Below are 16021 nucleotides of genomic sequence, written 5' to 3'. Positions count from 1 at the left end.
GGGTTCAGCCGGCCGTCGGCGGGTTGAAGCGGGAGAAGGCGGGCGCGGACCAGCGCAGCGGGGAGGCCGCCGCCACCTCCCGTACAGCGGCGATCTCGAACTCCACCAGCCGCTGCGCCCCGGGGTGGCGGGCCACCTCATCCCCGTCCCACACCGTGCGGGCCGAACCCGTCAGGTGCAGTGAGGTGCCGGTCTCCCAGCCGGGAACGAGGAGACCGGCGGCCGGGTTGAGTTCGAGGTTGCCCAGGGTCAGGAACATGGCGTTGCCCGCGTAGTCGGGCCAGCGCAGCAGCCGGGGCGAGACCACCTGGACGAAGCCTGGGTTGCCGCCCCGGTGCGAGGCGTCGGCGTCGCCCCGGTCGTCGGTGGTGGCGATGAAGAAGGTGTCGGCGGCCCGGAGCGTCCGCTGCTGTGCGGGGCTCAGCTCCGTGCTGTCGACGGCTGTACGGGGGGTGGATGCGCCCTGGTCCGTGACCGGGTGGTGGTCGCGTTTCTGGATGTACTTGGGGCAGTTGGAGAGGACCTGGTCGAGTTCGACGCGCAGTCCGTGGCCGTCGCGGACCGCCCGGCCGTTCATCCGCATCCGGCGCCGGGTGGCCGGTTCGATGCCGATCATGCCGATCCGGGCGGGCTGCGGACCCGAGCCGGCTCCACCCCCGGTTCCGGCCCCGGCCGCGAGCTCAGATCCGCCCCCGGCCCCTGCCAGGACCGCCGCGAGCGGGTCCTCCGGCGGGGGCAGCGCCCCGATGTGCAGGGTCTGCGGCCGGGGAACGGTCAGGAAGCCCGGCTCCCCGGTGAGCTGGGTCGCCCAGACCCGGCCGCGCTCGTCCGTGCCGCCCACCACCAGGTGGGGCTGGTCGGCGAGGAACGCCACCGCCACGTCGGGAACGGTGTTGCCGATGGCGCCGTGCGCGTGCCCGGCCTGACGGGCGAAGCCCGCCCGCTCCTGCACGGCGATCTCGCCGCGGTGGTAGCCGCCCATGGTGCTGCCTTTCCGGTTCTGCCCCTTCGCCGGGAAGTGGCCCGTGCTGTGGCTGCCGTCGTGCCTGCCGTCTAGAAGAAACCGCAGGTGGGGGCCCCGGAGGTCGGGGCGTGGGCCGGGTCGGCGCCGGTGGCCGCGTAGATCTCCAGGCGGATGCCGTCGGGGTCGGTGAAGAAGATGCCGCCCGAGGTGCCGGTCTCCCCGTGCGGCACGACCCCGTCGTAGGCGAAGCCGGCGCCCAGGGAGCGCAGGACCTCCTCGGTGGCCCGGATCTCCTCGACGGTGTCGACCTGGAAGGAGAGGTGGTGCAGGCCGGGCAGTGCGGGGGCGAAGGAGCCCTCGCTCTGCTGCCACAGGGTCACCACGAGCCGGGAGTCCCGCCCGAGGAAGGCCCAGCGGCGGTCGCCGTCCTTGCCCTCGCCCAGCACCTCGAAGTCGAAGACCTCGCGGTAGAAGGCGGTCGAACGGTCCAGGTCGGTGACGTTGAGGCCGATGTGGCCGGTCCGCAGGTTCTTCGCCTTGCTCATGGTCGGTCCCCATGCTTTCGGTCAGGGCCGCGAGGCCACCTCGCAACCAGTAAAACCGAATTTAAGGGTTAGATCGAGGACGGTCAACCGGTGAAAGTCTCCTGTCCGGTTAGAATCGAGGGGAACACCTCGCGACGGAAGGACCCTCTGCCGTGCCGCACCCCACTGGGGCCGACCCCCGGCCGCTGACCGGCGAACCGCTCGCGCTGGACCTGCTGAACACCCGCTGGGTCGACGCGGAAGGCCCTCGTGACCTGTTGGAATCCGAGAACGGCCTGGCGATCTGGCTGAGCGGCGCGCCGGTGCGCGAGGCCATGGGGCCCGCCGCCCCGGTCGCCGGCCACGCCACCCTGGAGCGCCTGCTGACCGCCCGTACCGCACTCGAAGCGCTTGCCGCCTCGGCCGCCCGCCACGAGCCCGCCACCCCCGGCGCCACGGCCGCGCTCAACGAGGTGCTGTCCCACGGGCGCATCCGCCGCACCCTCGGGCCCGACGGGCTGCCGGAGTCGGGGGTGGAGGTGGACGACCCGTCCTGGGGGCCGGCCTGGCACGCGGCCGACAACTGGCTCCACCTGGTGGCCGACCGGCCCGACCGCATCCGTCCCTGCGCCAACGACACCTGCGTCCTGCACTTCTACGACATCTCCAAGAACGGCACCCGCCGCTGGTGCTCGATGGCCGGCTGCGGCAACCGCGCGAAGGCCCAGCGCCACTACGCCCGCCGCACCGGCGCGTGAACAGGGCGGGCAGGGTGCCCGCACGGGTTCACATCTGACGATGCGTCAGTTCTAATGGGCGGTGTGATGGGACACGCAGGCATGGCCGCCACCGCCGTCCGGTACCTCAGGTCCGTCGGCGCCGCCACGACAGCAGAACCGCCGCTTCCGGAGGAGCTGCCCCGGCCCGACCTGAGGGCCGTCCGGGACGACGAGCGGCTCCCGGTCGACCCGGCCGAATTCCGGCGCGTACTGGGCAACTTCGCCAGCGGCGTCACCGTCGTCACCGCGCGCGACGCGGACGGGCCGACCGGGTTCGCCTGCCAGTCCTTCGCCTCGCTCTCGCTGGACCCGCCGCTGGTCGCCTTCATGGTCGCCCGTACGTCGACGACCTGGCCGCGCATCGCCCGCGCCGGGTCCTTCTGCGTGAACATCCTGGGGTCCGGGCAGGGCGCGCTGTGCCGGGGGTTCGCGGTGAGCGGGGCGGACAAGTTCGCGGGGGTGGCGTACGGGGACGCCCCGGCGACGGGGTCACCGCTGCTCGACTCCGTACCGGCCTGGGTCGACTGCCGCGTCCACGCCGTCCACACCGGCGGGGACCACCTCATCGTGGTCGGCCGGGTGGAGGCGCTGGGGGCGGTGGAGGAGGGGGCAGAGGGGGAGCCGCTGCTGTTCCACCGGGGACTCTTCGGCCGGTTCAGCCGCTAGGGCGTGTCCGGCGGATCAGGGCCGGATAGGCCGCGGCGTCTGGTGCGGTGCATCGCAAGGCGCTGGAACGCCCTCATCGCGGAGCGATTCGGGCGTTTCGGCAACGCCGCGAGGTGCCGTGCCAGGCGTCGCGGACCCGGTCAAGATCCGCCGGACACGCCCTAGGCCCTGGCACGCCGGTTCAGCCGTTGGGGGCGGGCGGTTCAGACGCTGGAGACAGCCGGTTCAGCCGTTGGGGGCGGGCGGTTCAGACGCTGGAGACAGTCGGTTCAGGCGCCGAGGACGCCCGGACCCGCCGGATCACCAGCGACATCAGCGCCGCCACCGCGCACAGCGCCCCCGACGCGTACCAGACCACGTCGTAACTGCCGAAGACGTCCCGCGCGACTCCGCCGAGGAACGCCACGACCGCCGCGCCCACCTGGTGCGAGGCGAGCACCCAGCCGAAGACGATCGCGCTGTCCTCGCCGTACTGCTCCCGGCAGAGCGCCAGCGTCGGCGGGACGGTGGCGACCCAGTCGAGACCGTAGAACACGATGAAGAAGACCATCGGCGGCCGCACATCGGGGCCCATCAGCATCGGCAGGAACAGCAGCGAGATCCCGCGCAGCGCGTAGTAGACGGCGAGCAGCCTGCGGGCGTCGAAGCGGTCGGTGAGCCAGCCCGAGAAGATCGTGCCGATGACGTCGAAGATCCCGATCACCGCCAGCAGCGAGGCGGCCGCCGTGATGGGCATGCCGTGGTCGTGGGCGGAGGGGACGAAGTGGGTGCGGATCAGGCCGTTGGTGGAGGCCCCGCAGATCGCGAAAGTGCCCGCCAGCAGCCAGAAGGGGCCGGTGCGGGCCGCCTTGAACAACACCTTCACCGTGCGGCGGGCGGCGCCCCGGGCGGGGGCGGGCTTCGCCACGTACGCACCTCCGTACGGGGCCAGCCCCACATCGGCCGGGTGGTCGCGCATCAGGAGGCAGACGAACGGGACGACGACCAGCGCCGCCAGGGCGACCGTGACGGAGGCGGGCCGCCAGCCGTGCTCGTCGACGATCCAGGCGCAGAGCGGCAGGAAGACGAGCTGCCCGGAGGCGCCCGCCGCGGTGAGGATGCCGGTGACCAGGCCCCGGCGGGCGACGAACCAGCGGTTGGTGACGGTCGCGGCGAACGCCATCGCCATGGACCCGGTGCCGAGGCCGACGAGCAGCCCCCAGTAGATCATCAGCTGCCAGGAGGCCGTCATCCAGACGCTGGCGAGCGCCCCGGCCGCCACCATGGTCAGCGCGGCCGCGACGACCCGCCGGATGCCGAAGCGGTCCATGAGCGCGGCGGCGAACGGCGCGGTCAGCCCGTACAGCGCCATGTCGATGGAGACCGCGAGCCCGATCTCCCCGCGCGACCAGCCGAACTCGGTGTGGAGCGGGTCGATGAGCAGCCCGGGCAGGGAGTTGAAGGCCGCGCCGCCGATGATCGTCACGAAGGTGACGGCGGCGACGATCCACGCCCGGTGCACACGGGGGCGGCGGCGCGCCTCCAGGGGCGGCCGCCGGTCGTCGTCCTGGGCGGCGCTTTCGATGGTCTCGGTCACGTGGACCAGCTTCTTGGCCGGTGCCTTTCCCCACGAGTGGCCGGGAGGACACGGTTCGCAGGAATCGGGCCATCGGAGCACTGGCCACCGGGTCACCGGAGCACTGAGCACCGGGTCACCGCGTCGCGGCCCGGCCCACGGGACCGGTGGCCCCTGCACGTACCATCGCCGTCGGTCGGCCCGGCCGACCGGCCGGGCGCCTCGTACGCAACGGATCCGGGGGATCTCATGCAGTGGATCGCACGCCAGCAGTTCCATCGCACATCGACATCGATGCAGTCCTGGGGAGCCGTGCTGCTGATCGCCGCCTGCGCGTTGTGGGTGCGGCTGGCGTTCCTGCTGGTGGAGCAGTCGGACGCGTCCTGCTACGGGGAGACGCAGAACTGCGGCCTGATCGAGGCCTGGCCCGAGCAGCTGACGATCCTGGCGGTCTCCGTCCCGTTGTCGGTGCTGGGCACGGTGCTGTTCGTCGCCGGTACGGTCCGCCGGCAGATCAGCGCCCACGTCCTGGAGGTCATCGAGATGCAGCGGGCCGAGAAGCGCGCCCGGCAGAAGAAGGCGTAGCGAACCTCCGGGCCCCGGCGTGGAGCGCCCAGGCCGCCGCCGCGCCCACCGCGTACCAGAGCAGGTCCGGGGCGTTGAAGGTCGAGCCGAGGGCCAGGCGGGCCGCCGTGCTGTGCGCCGACCACTCCGCCGGTACGCCGGTGAGCTGGAGCAGTTCGACCGCCCAGCTCAGGGCGAGCGCGGTCCCGGCCACGGCGAGCGGTCGTGCGCGGGGCGCGCAGAAGGCGATGAGGGCGCAGAGCAGCACCGTGTAGAGCGCGCTCCCCGCGTACTTGGCGAAGGCGCCGTCCGCCCCGGCGCGTACGGCGAGGCCCGCGGCGACGGTGACGACCGCGGCGGCCGCCGCCACCGCGCGGGGAGCAACCCTCGCCACCAGGCCGGGAGAAGCTCTCGTCACCGTGCCCGGAGAAGTCTTCGCCGCCGCGCGGGGAGGAACCCTCACGCCGGCCCCATCCTCTTCAGCTGACGGATCGGCCGGGCCACCAGCAGCACCGCCACCACCCCCATGTTGATCACGGCCGCCGCCACCAGCAGCTCCGGTGCGCCCACCGCCTCGGCCACCGGGCCGGCCAGGGCGCGGCCCGCCGCGACCATCAGGAGCGAACCGGCCACATCGTAGGCGTGCAGCCGGTTCAGGGCCTCCGGCGGTACGTGCGTCTGGACCGTGGTGGACCACATCACCAGCCAGAACGCGGCGGCGGCACCGGCCAGCAGCTGCCCCGCCGCCAGCACCGGCAGCGGCATCCCGAGGGCCAGGACGACCAGGCTCACCGCCACCAGGGGGAGCGCCACCGCGCCCGCCGCGAGGGGGTGGGACGGCCTCAGCCGCAGGGCCATCAGGCCGCCGACGACGCTGCCCGCCCCGTTGACGGCCATCAGCATCCCGTACGCCCCCGATCCGTGCTCCTGGGTGACCAGGACGGCGGTGAGCGGGAGCATCGGGCCGAGGACCGCGAAGCCGTAGACGGTCCAGACGGCGATCACTCCCCACAGCCAGGAACGGGCCCGGAACTCCCTCCAGCCATCAGCCAGTTCGGCGGTGAAGGTGCCGCGTACCGCGTCGTCGTGCGGGGCGGGGGCCAGGCGCATCAGGAAGAGGCAGGCGCCGGAGACCGCGAAGGTCGCCGCGTTCGCCGCGTAGACGGCCCCGGCGCTCGCGAGACCCACGAGGACGCCCGCGAAGGCGGGGCCCGCCATGGTCATCAGCGCCTCGGCGACCCGCAGGACGGCGTTGGCGCGCTGGACGTCGGTGGAGACCCGGGGCACGGTCGAGGCGACGCCCGGCTGGAAGAGCGCGGCGCCGACCCCGGCGACGGAGCTGAGGACGTACACCGACCAGAGCGGCGGGTTGCCCAGCGCGAACGTGACGGCGAGCACCGAGGCGCCGACCAGCCTCAGGGCGTCGGCGATGATCATCATGCGGCGGGGGGTGAACCGGTCCGCGAGCACCCCGCCGAAGAGCACGAACACCGCCAGCGGCCCCATCCAGGCGGCCAGCGCGAACCCGACCGAGGAGGCGGGGCGGCCCGCGCCCAGCAGGCCGGCGGTCAGGGCGACGGGGATCATGCCGTCGCCGAAGAGCGCGACCGTACGGGCCACGAAGAAGTAGCGGAAGTTACGGTTCCAGAGCCCGCCGGAACCGCCGGGACCGCCCGGACCACCGGAAAGGGCCAGGTCGAGCGGGGGCAGGGGCGGGAGCGGCGGGGTTCGGGTGTCACGCGGGGCGTCGGGAATGGACGCGGTCTCTGTCGGCTTCTCCATCACGTCGCTAACCTGTATCAGCCCGTGGTCTATACCAGCCAGTGAGTTTCAGCCAGTGAGCGTTCCGGCGCACTCCCCCACGAGCCCGCCGACGCCTTTCGAGGAGGCCCGCCATGCCGCACCGCGTCGCCGTCCTGGCCCTGGACGGCCTGCTCCCCTTCGAACTGGGCATCCCGCACCGGATCTTCGGCCGCTCCCTGGAGCCCGCACCGGGCAACAAGGGCGCGAAGCTGTACGAGGTCGTGACCTGCTCGATCCGCCCGCCCGGGCCCGTCCGGACCGACTCCGACTACGCGATCCTCGTCGAGCACGGCCCCGAGGCGCTCGCCACCGCCGACACCGTGGTCATCCCCGCCTCCTACGAACTGGGCCCGGTCTTCGAGGAGGGCAGGCTCACCGAGGAGCTGGCGGCCGCCCTCGCGCTGATCCGGCCCGGCACCCGGATGGTCTCCATCTGCACCGGCAGCTACGTCCTGGCCGCCGCCGGATATCTGGACGGCCGCCCCGCCACCACGCACTGGTCCTCCGCCGACCACTTCCAGCAGCTCTTCCCGCAGGTCCGGGTCGACCCGGACGTCCTGTTCATCGACGACGGCGACGTCCTCACCTCGGCCGGGGTCGCCGCCGGGATCGACCTCTGCCTCCACCTCGTGCGCCGCGACCACGGAGCGGCCGTCGCCAACGAGATCGCCCGGCGCACGGTCGTCCCCCCGCACCGGGACGGCGGGCAGGCCCAGTACATCCACCGGCCCGTCCCCGAACCGCAGTTCGCGACCACCACCGCCGCCCGCGCGTGGGCGCTGGGGCGGCTGGACCGGCCGATCCAGCTGCGGGACATGGCCCGGCAGGAGTCGATGAGCGTACGGACCTTCACCCGGCGTTTCCGCGAGGAGGTGGGCGCCAGCCCCGGCCAGTGGCTGACCCAGCAGCGGGTGGAGCGGGCCCGGCACCTGCTGGAGACCTCCGACCTCTCCATCGACCAGGTGGCCCGGGACGCCGGCTTCGGCACGGCGACCTCCCTGCGCCAGCACCTCCAGGCGGCGCTGGGCGTGCCGCCGACGGTGTACCGGCGCACGTTCCGGGCATCGGCGGACACTCCGTAGGCGCTGTTACGGGAGCAGGGCGTCCAGTTCGGCCGCGAAGAGCCGGTCGGGGTCGAAGCGCATCCCGGTGAAGTGCCCGGCGAGCTCCAGGGACAGGACGCCGTGCATGCGGGTCCAGAAGCTCATCGCCAGGTGCAGGGCGGCGGGCGGGGCGGGGTGGTCGCCGGCCCACGCCCGGTGCTTCTCCAGGTGGGTGGCGAACGGGGCCTCGGTGGCTTCCTGGGCTGCCTGGGCTTCCGGGGCTTCCGGGACGAGCGCCGCGCAGGCGGTCAGGAGGGTCGCCATGATCTCGGAGGAGATCGCGGTGGTGTCGTCGGGCGCGTGGTAGCCGGGGACCGGGGTCCCGTAGAGGAGGAAGTACCGGTGCGGGTCCGCCAGCGCCCAGCCGCGCAGGACGTGGGCCAGCCCTGACAAGTCGGCACCTTCGGCGGCGGCCGCGCCCAGGGTGTCGGCGAGGCTGCGGTAGGCGTCCCGGATGAGCTCGGTGATCAGCTCGTCGCGGCCGGCGAAGTAGCGGTAGAGCGCGGGGCCGCTCACGCCCATCTGTTTGGCGATCGCGTTGAGGGAGAGCGCGGAGGCACCGGCCGTGGCGATCTGCTGCCAGGCGTGTTCCTTGATCTCCGTACGGACCTGGGCGCGGTAGCGCTCGCGCGGGGTCGCGGTGTCGGACTTCCCCATGGTGTGCCACCTTCCCCGGCGGTGATGCTACGTACCCAAAGTTTCGTTAGAAGGTATCACGAAACCTATTGACCCCTCAGTTCGCGATGAGTTACAACTTCTAACGAACACACAAGGTTCTAGCCGAGGGAGAGACCCATGACCCGCACCCCCCGCCGCGTCCCACCGTCGGTGACCGTCTCCGCCTGGGCGGTCCCCGTCATGGTCGTCGGCCAGTTCGCCCTGGTCGCGGGGGTCCCGGTCCTGATCGCGCTGGTCGGCGCCCTCCGTCGGGTCCCCGACCGGGCCGTGCGCCGGGCAGCCACGCTGGTCGCCGTCGCCTTCGCGGTCCCGCTCACGGTGTGGCTGGCGCGGCCCGACGGGGCGCCGAGCCTCTCCAAGGACATGCACCCCGGGTTCCTGGCGCTGGTCGTCGCCGCGTCCGCCGTACTCCTGGTGACCCTGCACCGGGCCCGCCGCACCAGCGTCTGACCAACCCATCACCCGTACAAGGCACTTGAGAAGGAGGCCACCATGTCCCGCGCCCGCACCGCCGCCCTGTTCACCGTCCCGCTCGCCCTCGCCGGGGTCCTCGCCGCCGCGCCTGCCGGAGCCGCCACCCCTCGCCCCGGCCCGTCCCTCACCTGCCAGGGCAAGGGGGTCGAGTCCAAAGCCGTGGTCCGGGCCCACGCCGAGACCGTCATCGACGCGCCGCTCAGCACCGTCTGGAAGCTCCAGACCGACGTGGAGCGCTGGCCGGGCTGGCAGGCCCACGTCACGAGCGCGGACCGTCTCGGCCAAGGGCCCTTCCGTCCGGGTTCGGCGTTCCGGTGGACGACCCCGGTCCCGCCCAACCCGGTGACCCCGGCGACCAGCCTGGACATCACGTCCACCGTCAAGCAGCTGAAGGCCGGCTCCTGCATCCGTTGGACCGGGCCCGCGACCGGCGAGGGGCTGCACATCGACGGCGTACACGTCTGGAGCTTCACGAAGGTCCGGGGCGGCGTCGTCGTCCGTACCGAGGAGACCCACACCGGCGAACAGGTCGAGGCGAACGTCCCGTTCGCGACCGGGATCCTCCAACAGGGCCTCGACGCCTGGCTGGTGGAGCTGAAGACCGCCGCCGAGGCCCGGTCGTGCTGAACCCCGGCTCAGAAGACCAGGACCCCCCGCGCCACCCGCCCGTGGTGGGCGTCGTCGGCGGCCTTGGCGAAGTCCTCCACCGGGTAGGTCTCGGTGACCAGTTCGTCCAGCAGCAGCCGGCCCTCCCGGTACAGCTCCGCGTACAGGGCGATGTCCCGCTGCGGCCGCGACGAGCCGTAACGGCAGCCGAGGATCGACTTGTCCAGGTACATCGAGGAGACGACGAACGACGCCTCGGCGGTCGCCGCCGGGACGCCGAGCAGGATCGCCTGGCCGTGCCGGTCGAGCAGGTCGATCGCCTGCCGGATCAGCTCGGTGCGGCCGACGCACTCGAAGGCGTGGTCGGCGCCGTCCGGGAGGATGTCGCGCACTCCCTCCGCGCTCGTCAGGAAGTGCGTGGCGCCGAACTGCCGGGCCACCGCCTCCTTCGCCGGGTTGCTGTCGACGGCGACGACCGTGAGCGCACCGGCCAGCCGGGCCCCTTGGAGCACGTTGAGGCCGATGCCGCCGGTGCCGATGACCACGACACTGTCGCCCCGGTCGACCTTCGCCCGGTTCAGTACGGCCCCGACGCCGGTGAGCACCCCGCAGCCGATCAGGGCGGCGGAGGTGAGGGGCAGGTCGGCGGGGATCTTCACGGCCTGCACGGCACGCACCAACGTACGTTCGGCGAAAGCGGAGTTGGAGGCGAACTGGAACAGCGGCTTCCCACCCCGCGAGAACGGCCGCCCGGGCCGCCCGATCGCCTTCCGGCACATCGTGGGCCTGCCCCGGTCGCACTGGGCGCAGGCCCCGCAGTTGGCGAGAGTGGAGAGCGCGACGTGATCACCGGCCCGTACGTGGCTGACGCCGGGGCCGACGGCCTCCACCACGCCCGCGCCCTCGTGGCCGAGCACGACGGGGACGGGGAAGGGGATAGTGCCGTCGATCACCGACAGATCGCTGTGGCAGAGACCGGCGGCGGCCACCGCGACGAGCACCTCGCCGGGGCCCGGGTCGCGTATCTCCAGGTCGTCGACGACCTCGGTCCGTGTGCCGTCGAAGACGACGCCTCTCATCTCGGCTCCCTCGGTAGGCCGAGCACCCGCTCGGCGATGATGTTCCGCTGGATCTCGTCGGAGCCGCCGTAGATGGTGTCGGCCCGGCTGAAGAGGAACAGGTGCTGTGCGGCGTTGAGTTCGTACGGGCGCTCCGGCCCCCAGGGCTGTGGGCCGACGGCTCCCGCCGCGCCCCGCACCTGCACCGCCAGCTCGCCGAGCCGCTGGTGCCAGCCGCCCCACAGGAGCTTCGCCACGCTGGGGGCGCCCGGGTCGCCGGTGGTGCCGAGGGTGCGCAGGGAGTGCCGGCGCATGGTGACCAGCTCGGCCCATTGGCGTACGAGCCGGGCTCTGATGACCGGGTCCTCGGCGGCACCACTCTCCTTGGCGGCGGCGACCACCTGGTCCAGCTCCTGCGCGAACCCGATCTGCTGGGCGAGGGTGGAGACCCCGCGCTCCAGGGCGAGCAGCCCCATCGCCACGGCCCACCCGTTGCCCTCGCCGCCGACCACCTCGGCGGCCCGGGCCCCGTCGAAGAAGACCTCGTTGAACTCGCTGGTCCCCGTCATCTGGCGGATCGGCCGCACCTCGATCCGCCCCGGCTGGTCCATCTCCATGAGGAGGAAGGAGAGTCCGTGGTGGCGGGTGGAGCCGGGTTCGGTGCGGGCGAGGACGAAGCACCAGTCGGCGTCCTGGGCGAGCGAGGTCCAGATCTTCTGCCCGGTCACGGCGTACGCGCCGGAGCCGTCCGGGGTGGCGGTGGTCCGGATTCCGGCGAGGTCGGACCCGGCGCCGGGTTCGCTGTACCCCTGGCACCAGAGCGTCTCGCCCCGGGCGACGGGGGGCAGATGGCGGCGCTTCTGCTCCTCGGTGCCGTAGGTGATGAGGGTCGGGGCGAGGAGGTTCTCGCCGATGTGGCCCATGCGGGTGGGGGCGGTGGAGCGGGCGTACTCCTCGGCCCAGACGACCTGCTGGGTGAGGGTGGCGGTGCGGTTGCCGTAACCCGCGCCGCCGTCCTCCGGCCAGCCGAGCCCGATCCACCCCTCCTGACCCAGCTCGCGTTCCCAGGCGCGGGGGGTGGGGGCGGGGGTTTCGGTGAGGTGGGTGTCGAGCCAGGTGCGGGCGTGGGTGCGGAAGGTGTGGTCGTCCTCGGTGAACCGGAAGTCCATACGTGCCTCCTCATCCAGTCCGTCCGGCGTTGGAGGGCCGGGGTCTGGGGACAGCGCCCCGGGGGCTCCGCCCCCAGACCCCCGCTCCTCAATCGCCGTACGGACTTGGTTTGTTCGGGCCCCCGTCCTCAATCGCCGGACGGGCTTGAGGGTTGGTTCGGGCGGGCCCCCGCCCGGGCCGCTGCCGCCATCTCCTCCACCCGCGCCAGCATCGGCATCGGGTCGACCCCCACCGTCCCCGGCAGGAAGTCCGCGATCCGTTCCGGGGTCCAGGCCGCCCCCTCCGCGTACCCCGCCCGCAGCTCCCTCGGCTGGGCCCAGACCGCGATCTTGGGGCCGGCGATCGTGTACACCTGCCCGGTGATCCTCTCCGCCCGTGCCCGCTCGCTCAGCAGGTAGACGACGAGCGCCGCCACATCCTCCGGCTCCCCGATCTCCGCGAGCTCCATCGGCACCCCGGCCGACATCCGGGTCCGGGCGACGGGCGCGACCGCGTTGGCCGTCACCCCGTACCGGTGCAGGCCGAGCGCCGCGCTGCGGACCAGTGAGATGATCCCGCCCTTCGCCGCGCTGTAGTTGGCCTGGGACACGCTCCCCTGGTGGTTGCCGCTGGTGAAGCCGATCAGCGTGCCCCCGCCCTCCTGCTTCCGCATCACCGCCGAGGCGGCGCGGAAGACCGTGAAGGTGCCTTTCAGGTGCGTGGCGAGGACCGGGTCCCACTCCTCCTCGGACATGTTGAACAGCATCCGCTCGCGCAGGATCCCGGCCACGCAGACGACCCCGTCGAGCCGGCCGTACTCCGCGAGCGCGGTGTCCACGATCCGCTGTCCGCCCGCCATCGTGGAGATGTCGTCGGCCACCGCGACCGCCGAGCCGCCCGCAGCCTCGATCTCCTTGACGACGGACCGGGCGATCTCGCTGGTGGGCTCGGACCCCTCCACCGAAACCCCGTAGTCGTTGACGACGACCCGCGCCCCCTCCCCCGCCGCAGCGAGCGCGACCGCCCGCCCGATGCCCCGGCCGGCCCCCGTGACGGCGACCACCTTGCCTGCCAAGAAGTTCCCCATGCCCGGCCCCTTCCCGCGGTTTCTGACGGACCGTTAGATTTTACGGGCAGTCGGATGCCCCGGCACAAGACCCAGGAGGTCCCCATGTCCCTGCCGGCCGAGTTCCACGAGATCGCGAAGCGCGTCAACAACTGGGGGCGCTGGGGCGGGGCCGACGAGCGCGGGACGCTCAACCTGATCACCGACGCCGTCGTCCGGGAGGCCGCCGCCACCGTCCGCACCGGCCGCCGGATACCGCTCGCGCTCCCCCTCAAACAGGGCGGGGTGCAGAGCGGGTTCATCCCGGGCCGGATCGACCCGCTGCACACCATGGTCCAGATCAACCAGGAGATGTTCGGCCCCGGCACGGTCGCCACCAGCGACGACACCGTCACCATGGGGCTCCAGGCAGCGACCCACTGGGACGCCCTCACCCATGTCTCGCACAGCGGGAGGATCTACAACGGCCGCCCTGCGGACACCATCACGGCGCACGCCGGCGCGGAGTTCTCGTCCATCGCCGCCGTGGGACACCTCGTGTCGCGGGGCGTGCTGCTGGATGTGGCGCGCGCCCGGGGCGTGGACCGGCTGGCCGGGGATCACGCCGTCACGCCGGAGGACCTGGCCGCGGCGGAGGAGTTCGGGGGCGTACGCGTACGGGCCGGGGACATCGTCCTCGTACGGACCGGGCAGGTGCAGGTCGTCCTCGCCGGGGACCGGCACGCGTACGGCTATCCGTCACCCGGGCTGTCCGTGCGCACGCCCGAGTGGTTCCACGCCCGGGATGTGGCGGCGGTCGCCAACGACACCCTGACCTTCGAGATCTTCCCGCCGGAGATCGAGGACCTGTGGCTGCCGGTGCACGCGCTCCACCTCGTCGAGATGGGGATGCTCCAGGGCCAGAACTGGGACCTGGAGGCGCTGTCCACAGCCTGTGCGGAGGAGGGGAGGTACGCCTTCCTGCTCACCGCCGCACCCGAGCCGTTCGCCGGGGCGACCGGCTCTCCGGTCGCCCCGGTCGCGGTGCTGTGATCCCAAGAGGCCCAAGAGGTCCGGGAGGCCCGGGAGGCCCCAGAGGGGGGAAGGGGCTCAGGCCAGGTTCGTGAAGAGGCAGGACGGCGGCTCGCACACCTCGCCGCCCTGGACCACGACCTTCGGCGCCTCCTGGACACCCGTCGGCGCACCCATCGGGCCGCCCGCCGGGACGCTCCGGTCGACCTCGCACCAGATCTGCTTCCCGGCGCCCTCCGGCTGCCAGCCCCAGCGGTCCGCGAGGCCGTCCACCAGCTCCAGACCCCGGCCGTTGGTGTCGTCGCCCTCCGCGTGGCGCGGGCGCGGCGGGCAGTCGCTGGCGTCGGCGACCTCGACCCGGACGGTCCCGCCCGCGCCGGACGCCCCGGCCCCGCCGAACAGCATCCGCAGCACGGCCGGGCAGCCCGTGTGGACGACCGCGTTGGTGACCAGCTCCGAGATCAGCAGGATGAGCGTCTCGGCGAGCGGCTCGTCATCCCCTATCCCGGATCCGACCAGACGCGACCGCGCCCATCTACGGGCCCGCCCCACCTCTGCGGGATCCGGACCGACCTCCAGCTGAACCTGAAGCACCTGCACCGCTCACACCATCCGAACCGGCGGACACATCGCCTCGCGCCTCCTCAGGGTCACGGAACGTGATTCCCTTACGCGACAGCATGGTTGACGTACAGTCACCGCAACAAGCGCTTCGGGCATATTCCAGCGCGAAGGAGTACGCGTGGTGCATACTGTGCGACGCACGCTGCGGGGAGTCGAACAGGAGCGCGCAGAGACCGCGAGAATCGCTTCCCGGGCAGGCCCGGCACATCTCCGGCAAGAGCCCTCGGTCCGGACCGGAGCCGCCGCACAGGCCGCCCCCGGATCGCCCGGTTCCAGAACCACTCGCATCCCACGGAGCGTACCCGAGCCCGGCGCCGACTCCACCCGGTGACGAATCACGCAAAGGACACAACCCGGTCTCGACATCGACCGGCTGCACTGAGTCACCCTCCACCCCCTGCTTCGCCCGCCCGTCAACCGAGGGCTGCTGAACCGCCGTACAGCGGCCGGACGGGGCCGAGCCCGCCGGCCAGGATCTCCTCCGCCTCGGCCGCCGTGAGCCACCGGGCCGCCCGGAGCCAGGCCCGTTTCAGGTGGAGGTGAACATCTGCCTCCCAGGTGAAGCCCATACCGCCGTGGATCTGGAGGCAGTCCCGCGCATTGCGGACGGCCGCATCGTCGGCGAGCAGCTTGGCCGCCGCGATCTCCACCGGGTCACCGGTCACCGCTGCCGCGTACACGGCGCTGCGGGCCGGTTCGGTGCGGGCGAGCATGTCGGCGCAGAGGTGTTTGACCGCCTGGAACGAACCGATGAGCGAACCGAACTGTTCGCGCGCACCGGCGTGTTGAACGGCCATTTCGGTAGTGCGCGCGGCGCTCCCGAGCTGTTCGGCAGCAGTGAGAAGCGCCCCTTCGCCGCGGAGTGCGCCGGGGTACGCCTCCGAAGCCCCCGCACCCGCCGAGCGCCCCTCCACCCGGTGCAACGAGGTCAGGGGATCCATCGACCGTACGGGCCGGGCCCCGGCCACGAAGGCCGCCAGCTCCTCCCCCGTGAGCACCCCGCCCGCCACCAGCACCGCGTCCGCGCCTCCCAGGTCCGCCACCGGCAGGCCGCCGCCCTCCGCCGCCGTCACCACCGCCTCCCCCTCGGCCGCCCCCTTCACCAGCCCCGCCGCCAGGTGCGTGGCGACCAGCGGCCCGGGCAGCAGCGCCCGGCCCGCCTCCTCGAAGAGCAGCACCGCCTCGGGCAGCCCGAGGCCCACCCCGCCCGCCTCCTCCGGCAGCCGCAGCGCGAAGAACCCCGCCGCCCCCAGCTCCCGCCACAGCCCCCGGTCCACGCCGCCGCCCCGCTCCACCGCCGCCCGCAGCCGGTCCCGGTCGAAGACCGCCCCGAGCAGGTCGCGCATACCGGACCGCAGGGCCCGCTGGTCGTCCGAGAGCTGGAAGTCCATGGCCGC

18 protein-coding genes are annotated in these 16021 nt (G+C 72.9%); 7 read left to right on the top strand and 11 right to left on the bottom strand.

Annotation, left to right across the window (positions count from 1 at the left end; translation table 11 throughout):
- Positions 1–4: 4 nt before the first annotated feature.
- Both IE264_RS22435 and IE264_RS22430 read right to left on the bottom strand, forming a co-directional pair.
- The gene (locus IE264_RS22435; protein WP_032759400.1) at positions 5–982 is read right to left on the bottom strand and encodes a pyridoxamine 5'-phosphate oxidase family protein; all 978 of its coding nucleotides are present in this window, start codon (positions 980–982) and stop codon (positions 5–7) included.
- A gap of 71 nt (positions 983–1053) precedes the next feature.
- The gene (locus IE264_RS22430; protein WP_015610554.1) at positions 1054–1509 is read right to left on the bottom strand and encodes a VOC family protein; all 456 of its coding nucleotides are present in this window, start codon (positions 1507–1509) and stop codon (positions 1054–1056) included.
- A gap of 152 nt (positions 1510–1661) precedes the next feature.
- On the opposite strand from IE264_RS22430, the gene IE264_RS22425 reads away from it, so the two are divergent.
- Both IE264_RS22425 and IE264_RS22420 read left to right on the top strand, forming a co-directional pair.
- The gene (locus tag IE264_RS22425) at positions 1662–2246 is read left to right on the top strand and encodes a CGNR zinc finger domain-containing protein (protein ID WP_015610553.1); all 585 of its coding nucleotides are present in this window, start codon (positions 1662–1664) and stop codon (positions 2244–2246) included.
- 81 nt (positions 2247–2327) lie between these two features.
- Positions 2328–2933: a flavin reductase family protein gene (locus tag IE264_RS22420; RefSeq protein ID WP_032759438.1), complete on the top strand. Its 606-nt coding sequence runs from the start codon at positions 2328–2330 to the stop codon at positions 2931–2933.
- Between the two features lie 247 nt (positions 2934–3180).
- On the opposite strand, the gene IE264_RS22415 is transcribed toward IE264_RS22420, so the two are convergent.
- Positions 3181–4509, bottom strand: coding sequence for an MFS transporter (locus tag IE264_RS22415; RefSeq protein ID WP_032759399.1), 1329 nt, complete (start codon positions 4507–4509; stop codon positions 3181–3183).
- Positions 4510–4737: 228 nt separating this feature from the next.
- Between IE264_RS22415 and IE264_RS22410 the strand changes: the two genes are divergently transcribed.
- Positions 4738–5073 carry a hypothetical protein gene (locus tag IE264_RS22410; protein ID WP_015610550.1) on the top strand — a complete coding sequence of 112 codons (336 nt, stop codon included), beginning with the start codon at positions 4738–4740 and terminating at the stop codon, positions 5071–5073.
- Here IE264_RS22410 and IE264_RS22405 read toward each other — a convergent pair.
- Both IE264_RS22405 and IE264_RS22400 read right to left on the bottom strand, forming a co-directional pair.
- Positions 5024–5470 carry a ribosomal maturation YjgA family protein gene (locus tag IE264_RS22405; protein ID WP_051821982.1) on the bottom strand — a complete coding sequence of 149 codons (447 nt, stop codon included), beginning with the start codon at positions 5468–5470 and terminating at the stop codon, positions 5024–5026. The genes IE264_RS22410 and IE264_RS22405 overlap by 50 nt on opposite strands.
- Positions 5471–5511: 41 nt before the next feature.
- A complete protein-coding gene (locus IE264_RS22400; RefSeq protein ID WP_051821979.1) occupies positions 5512–6834 on the bottom strand; it encodes an MFS transporter in 1323 nt (440 codons plus the stop codon).
- Positions 6835–6947: 113 nt separating this feature from the next.
- Here IE264_RS22400 and IE264_RS22395 point away from each other — a divergent pair, with 113 nt between their 5' ends.
- Positions 6948–7937 (top strand): GlxA family transcriptional regulator, encoded by a 990-nt coding sequence (locus tag IE264_RS22395; RefSeq protein ID WP_032759398.1) that lies wholly within the window; start codon positions 6948–6950, stop codon positions 7935–7937.
- A 6-nt stretch (positions 7938–7943) separates the two neighbouring features.
- On the opposite strand, the gene IE264_RS22390 is transcribed toward IE264_RS22395, so the two are convergent.
- A complete protein-coding gene (locus IE264_RS22390; protein ID WP_032759397.1) occupies positions 7944–8615 on the bottom strand; it encodes a TetR/AcrR family transcriptional regulator in 672 nt (223 codons plus the stop codon).
- Between the two features lie 138 nt (positions 8616–8753).
- On the opposite strand from IE264_RS22390, the gene IE264_RS22385 reads away from it, so the two are divergent.
- Positions 8754–9086, top strand: a complete 333-nt coding sequence (locus tag IE264_RS22385; protein ID WP_032759396.1) for a hypothetical protein — start codon at positions 8754–8756, stop codon at positions 9084–9086.
- A 42-nt stretch (positions 9087–9128) separates the two neighbouring features.
- On the top strand, positions 9129–9737 hold the full coding sequence (locus IE264_RS22380; RefSeq protein ID WP_032759395.1) for an SRPBCC family protein: 609 nt from the start codon (positions 9129–9131) through the stop codon (positions 9735–9737).
- Positions 9738–9745: 8 nt separating this feature from the next.
- Here IE264_RS22380 and IE264_RS22375 read toward each other — a convergent pair whose 3' ends face one another.
- The 3 genes from IE264_RS22375 to IE264_RS22365 all read right to left on the bottom strand — a co-directional run bounded on the left by IE264_RS22375 (position 9746) and on the right by IE264_RS22365 (position 13010).
- Entirely contained in the window at positions 9746–10795 is a 1050-nt protein-coding gene (locus IE264_RS22375) for a Zn-dependent alcohol dehydrogenase (protein WP_032759394.1), read from the bottom strand.
- Positions 10792–11943 (bottom strand): acyl-CoA dehydrogenase family protein, encoded by a 1152-nt coding sequence (locus IE264_RS22370; RefSeq protein ID WP_032759393.1) that lies wholly within the window; start codon positions 11941–11943, stop codon positions 10792–10794. Before IE264_RS22370 ends, IE264_RS22375 begins: the two co-directional genes overlap by 4 nt.
- Positions 11944–12071: 128 nt before the next feature.
- Complete coding sequence (locus IE264_RS22365; protein WP_015610541.1) at positions 12072–13010, bottom strand: SDR family oxidoreductase; 939 nt, start codon at positions 13008–13010, stop codon at positions 12072–12074.
- An 84-nt stretch (positions 13011–13094) separates the two neighbouring features.
- Here IE264_RS22365 and IE264_RS22360 point away from each other — a divergent pair, with 84 nt between their 5' ends.
- The gene (locus tag IE264_RS22360; RefSeq protein WP_032759392.1) at positions 13095–14021 is read left to right on the top strand and encodes a cyclase family protein; all 927 of its coding nucleotides are present in this window, start codon (positions 13095–13097) and stop codon (positions 14019–14021) included.
- Between the two features lie 57 nt (positions 14022–14078).
- Here IE264_RS22360 and IE264_RS22355 read toward each other — a convergent pair whose 3' ends face one another.
- Positions 14079–14600 (bottom strand): ATP-binding protein, encoded by a 522-nt coding sequence (locus IE264_RS22355; protein ID WP_031125962.1) that lies wholly within the window; start codon positions 14598–14600, stop codon positions 14079–14081.
- A 437-nt stretch (positions 14601–15037) separates the two neighbouring features.
- Positions 15038–16015: an acyl-CoA dehydrogenase family protein gene (locus IE264_RS22350; protein ID WP_032759391.1), complete on the bottom strand. Its 978-nt coding sequence runs from the start codon at positions 16013–16015 to the stop codon at positions 15038–15040.
- Positions 16016–16021: the final 6 nt, after the last annotated feature.

Source organism: Streptomyces microflavus (genome assembly GCF_014650075.1).
GTDB classification, from domain to species: domain Bacteria; phylum Actinomycetota; class Actinomycetes; order Streptomycetales; family Streptomycetaceae; genus Streptomyces; species Streptomyces microflavus.
Note: the sequence above shows the minus strand (reverse complement) of the source record. Positions and strands in the feature narration are given on the sequence as shown.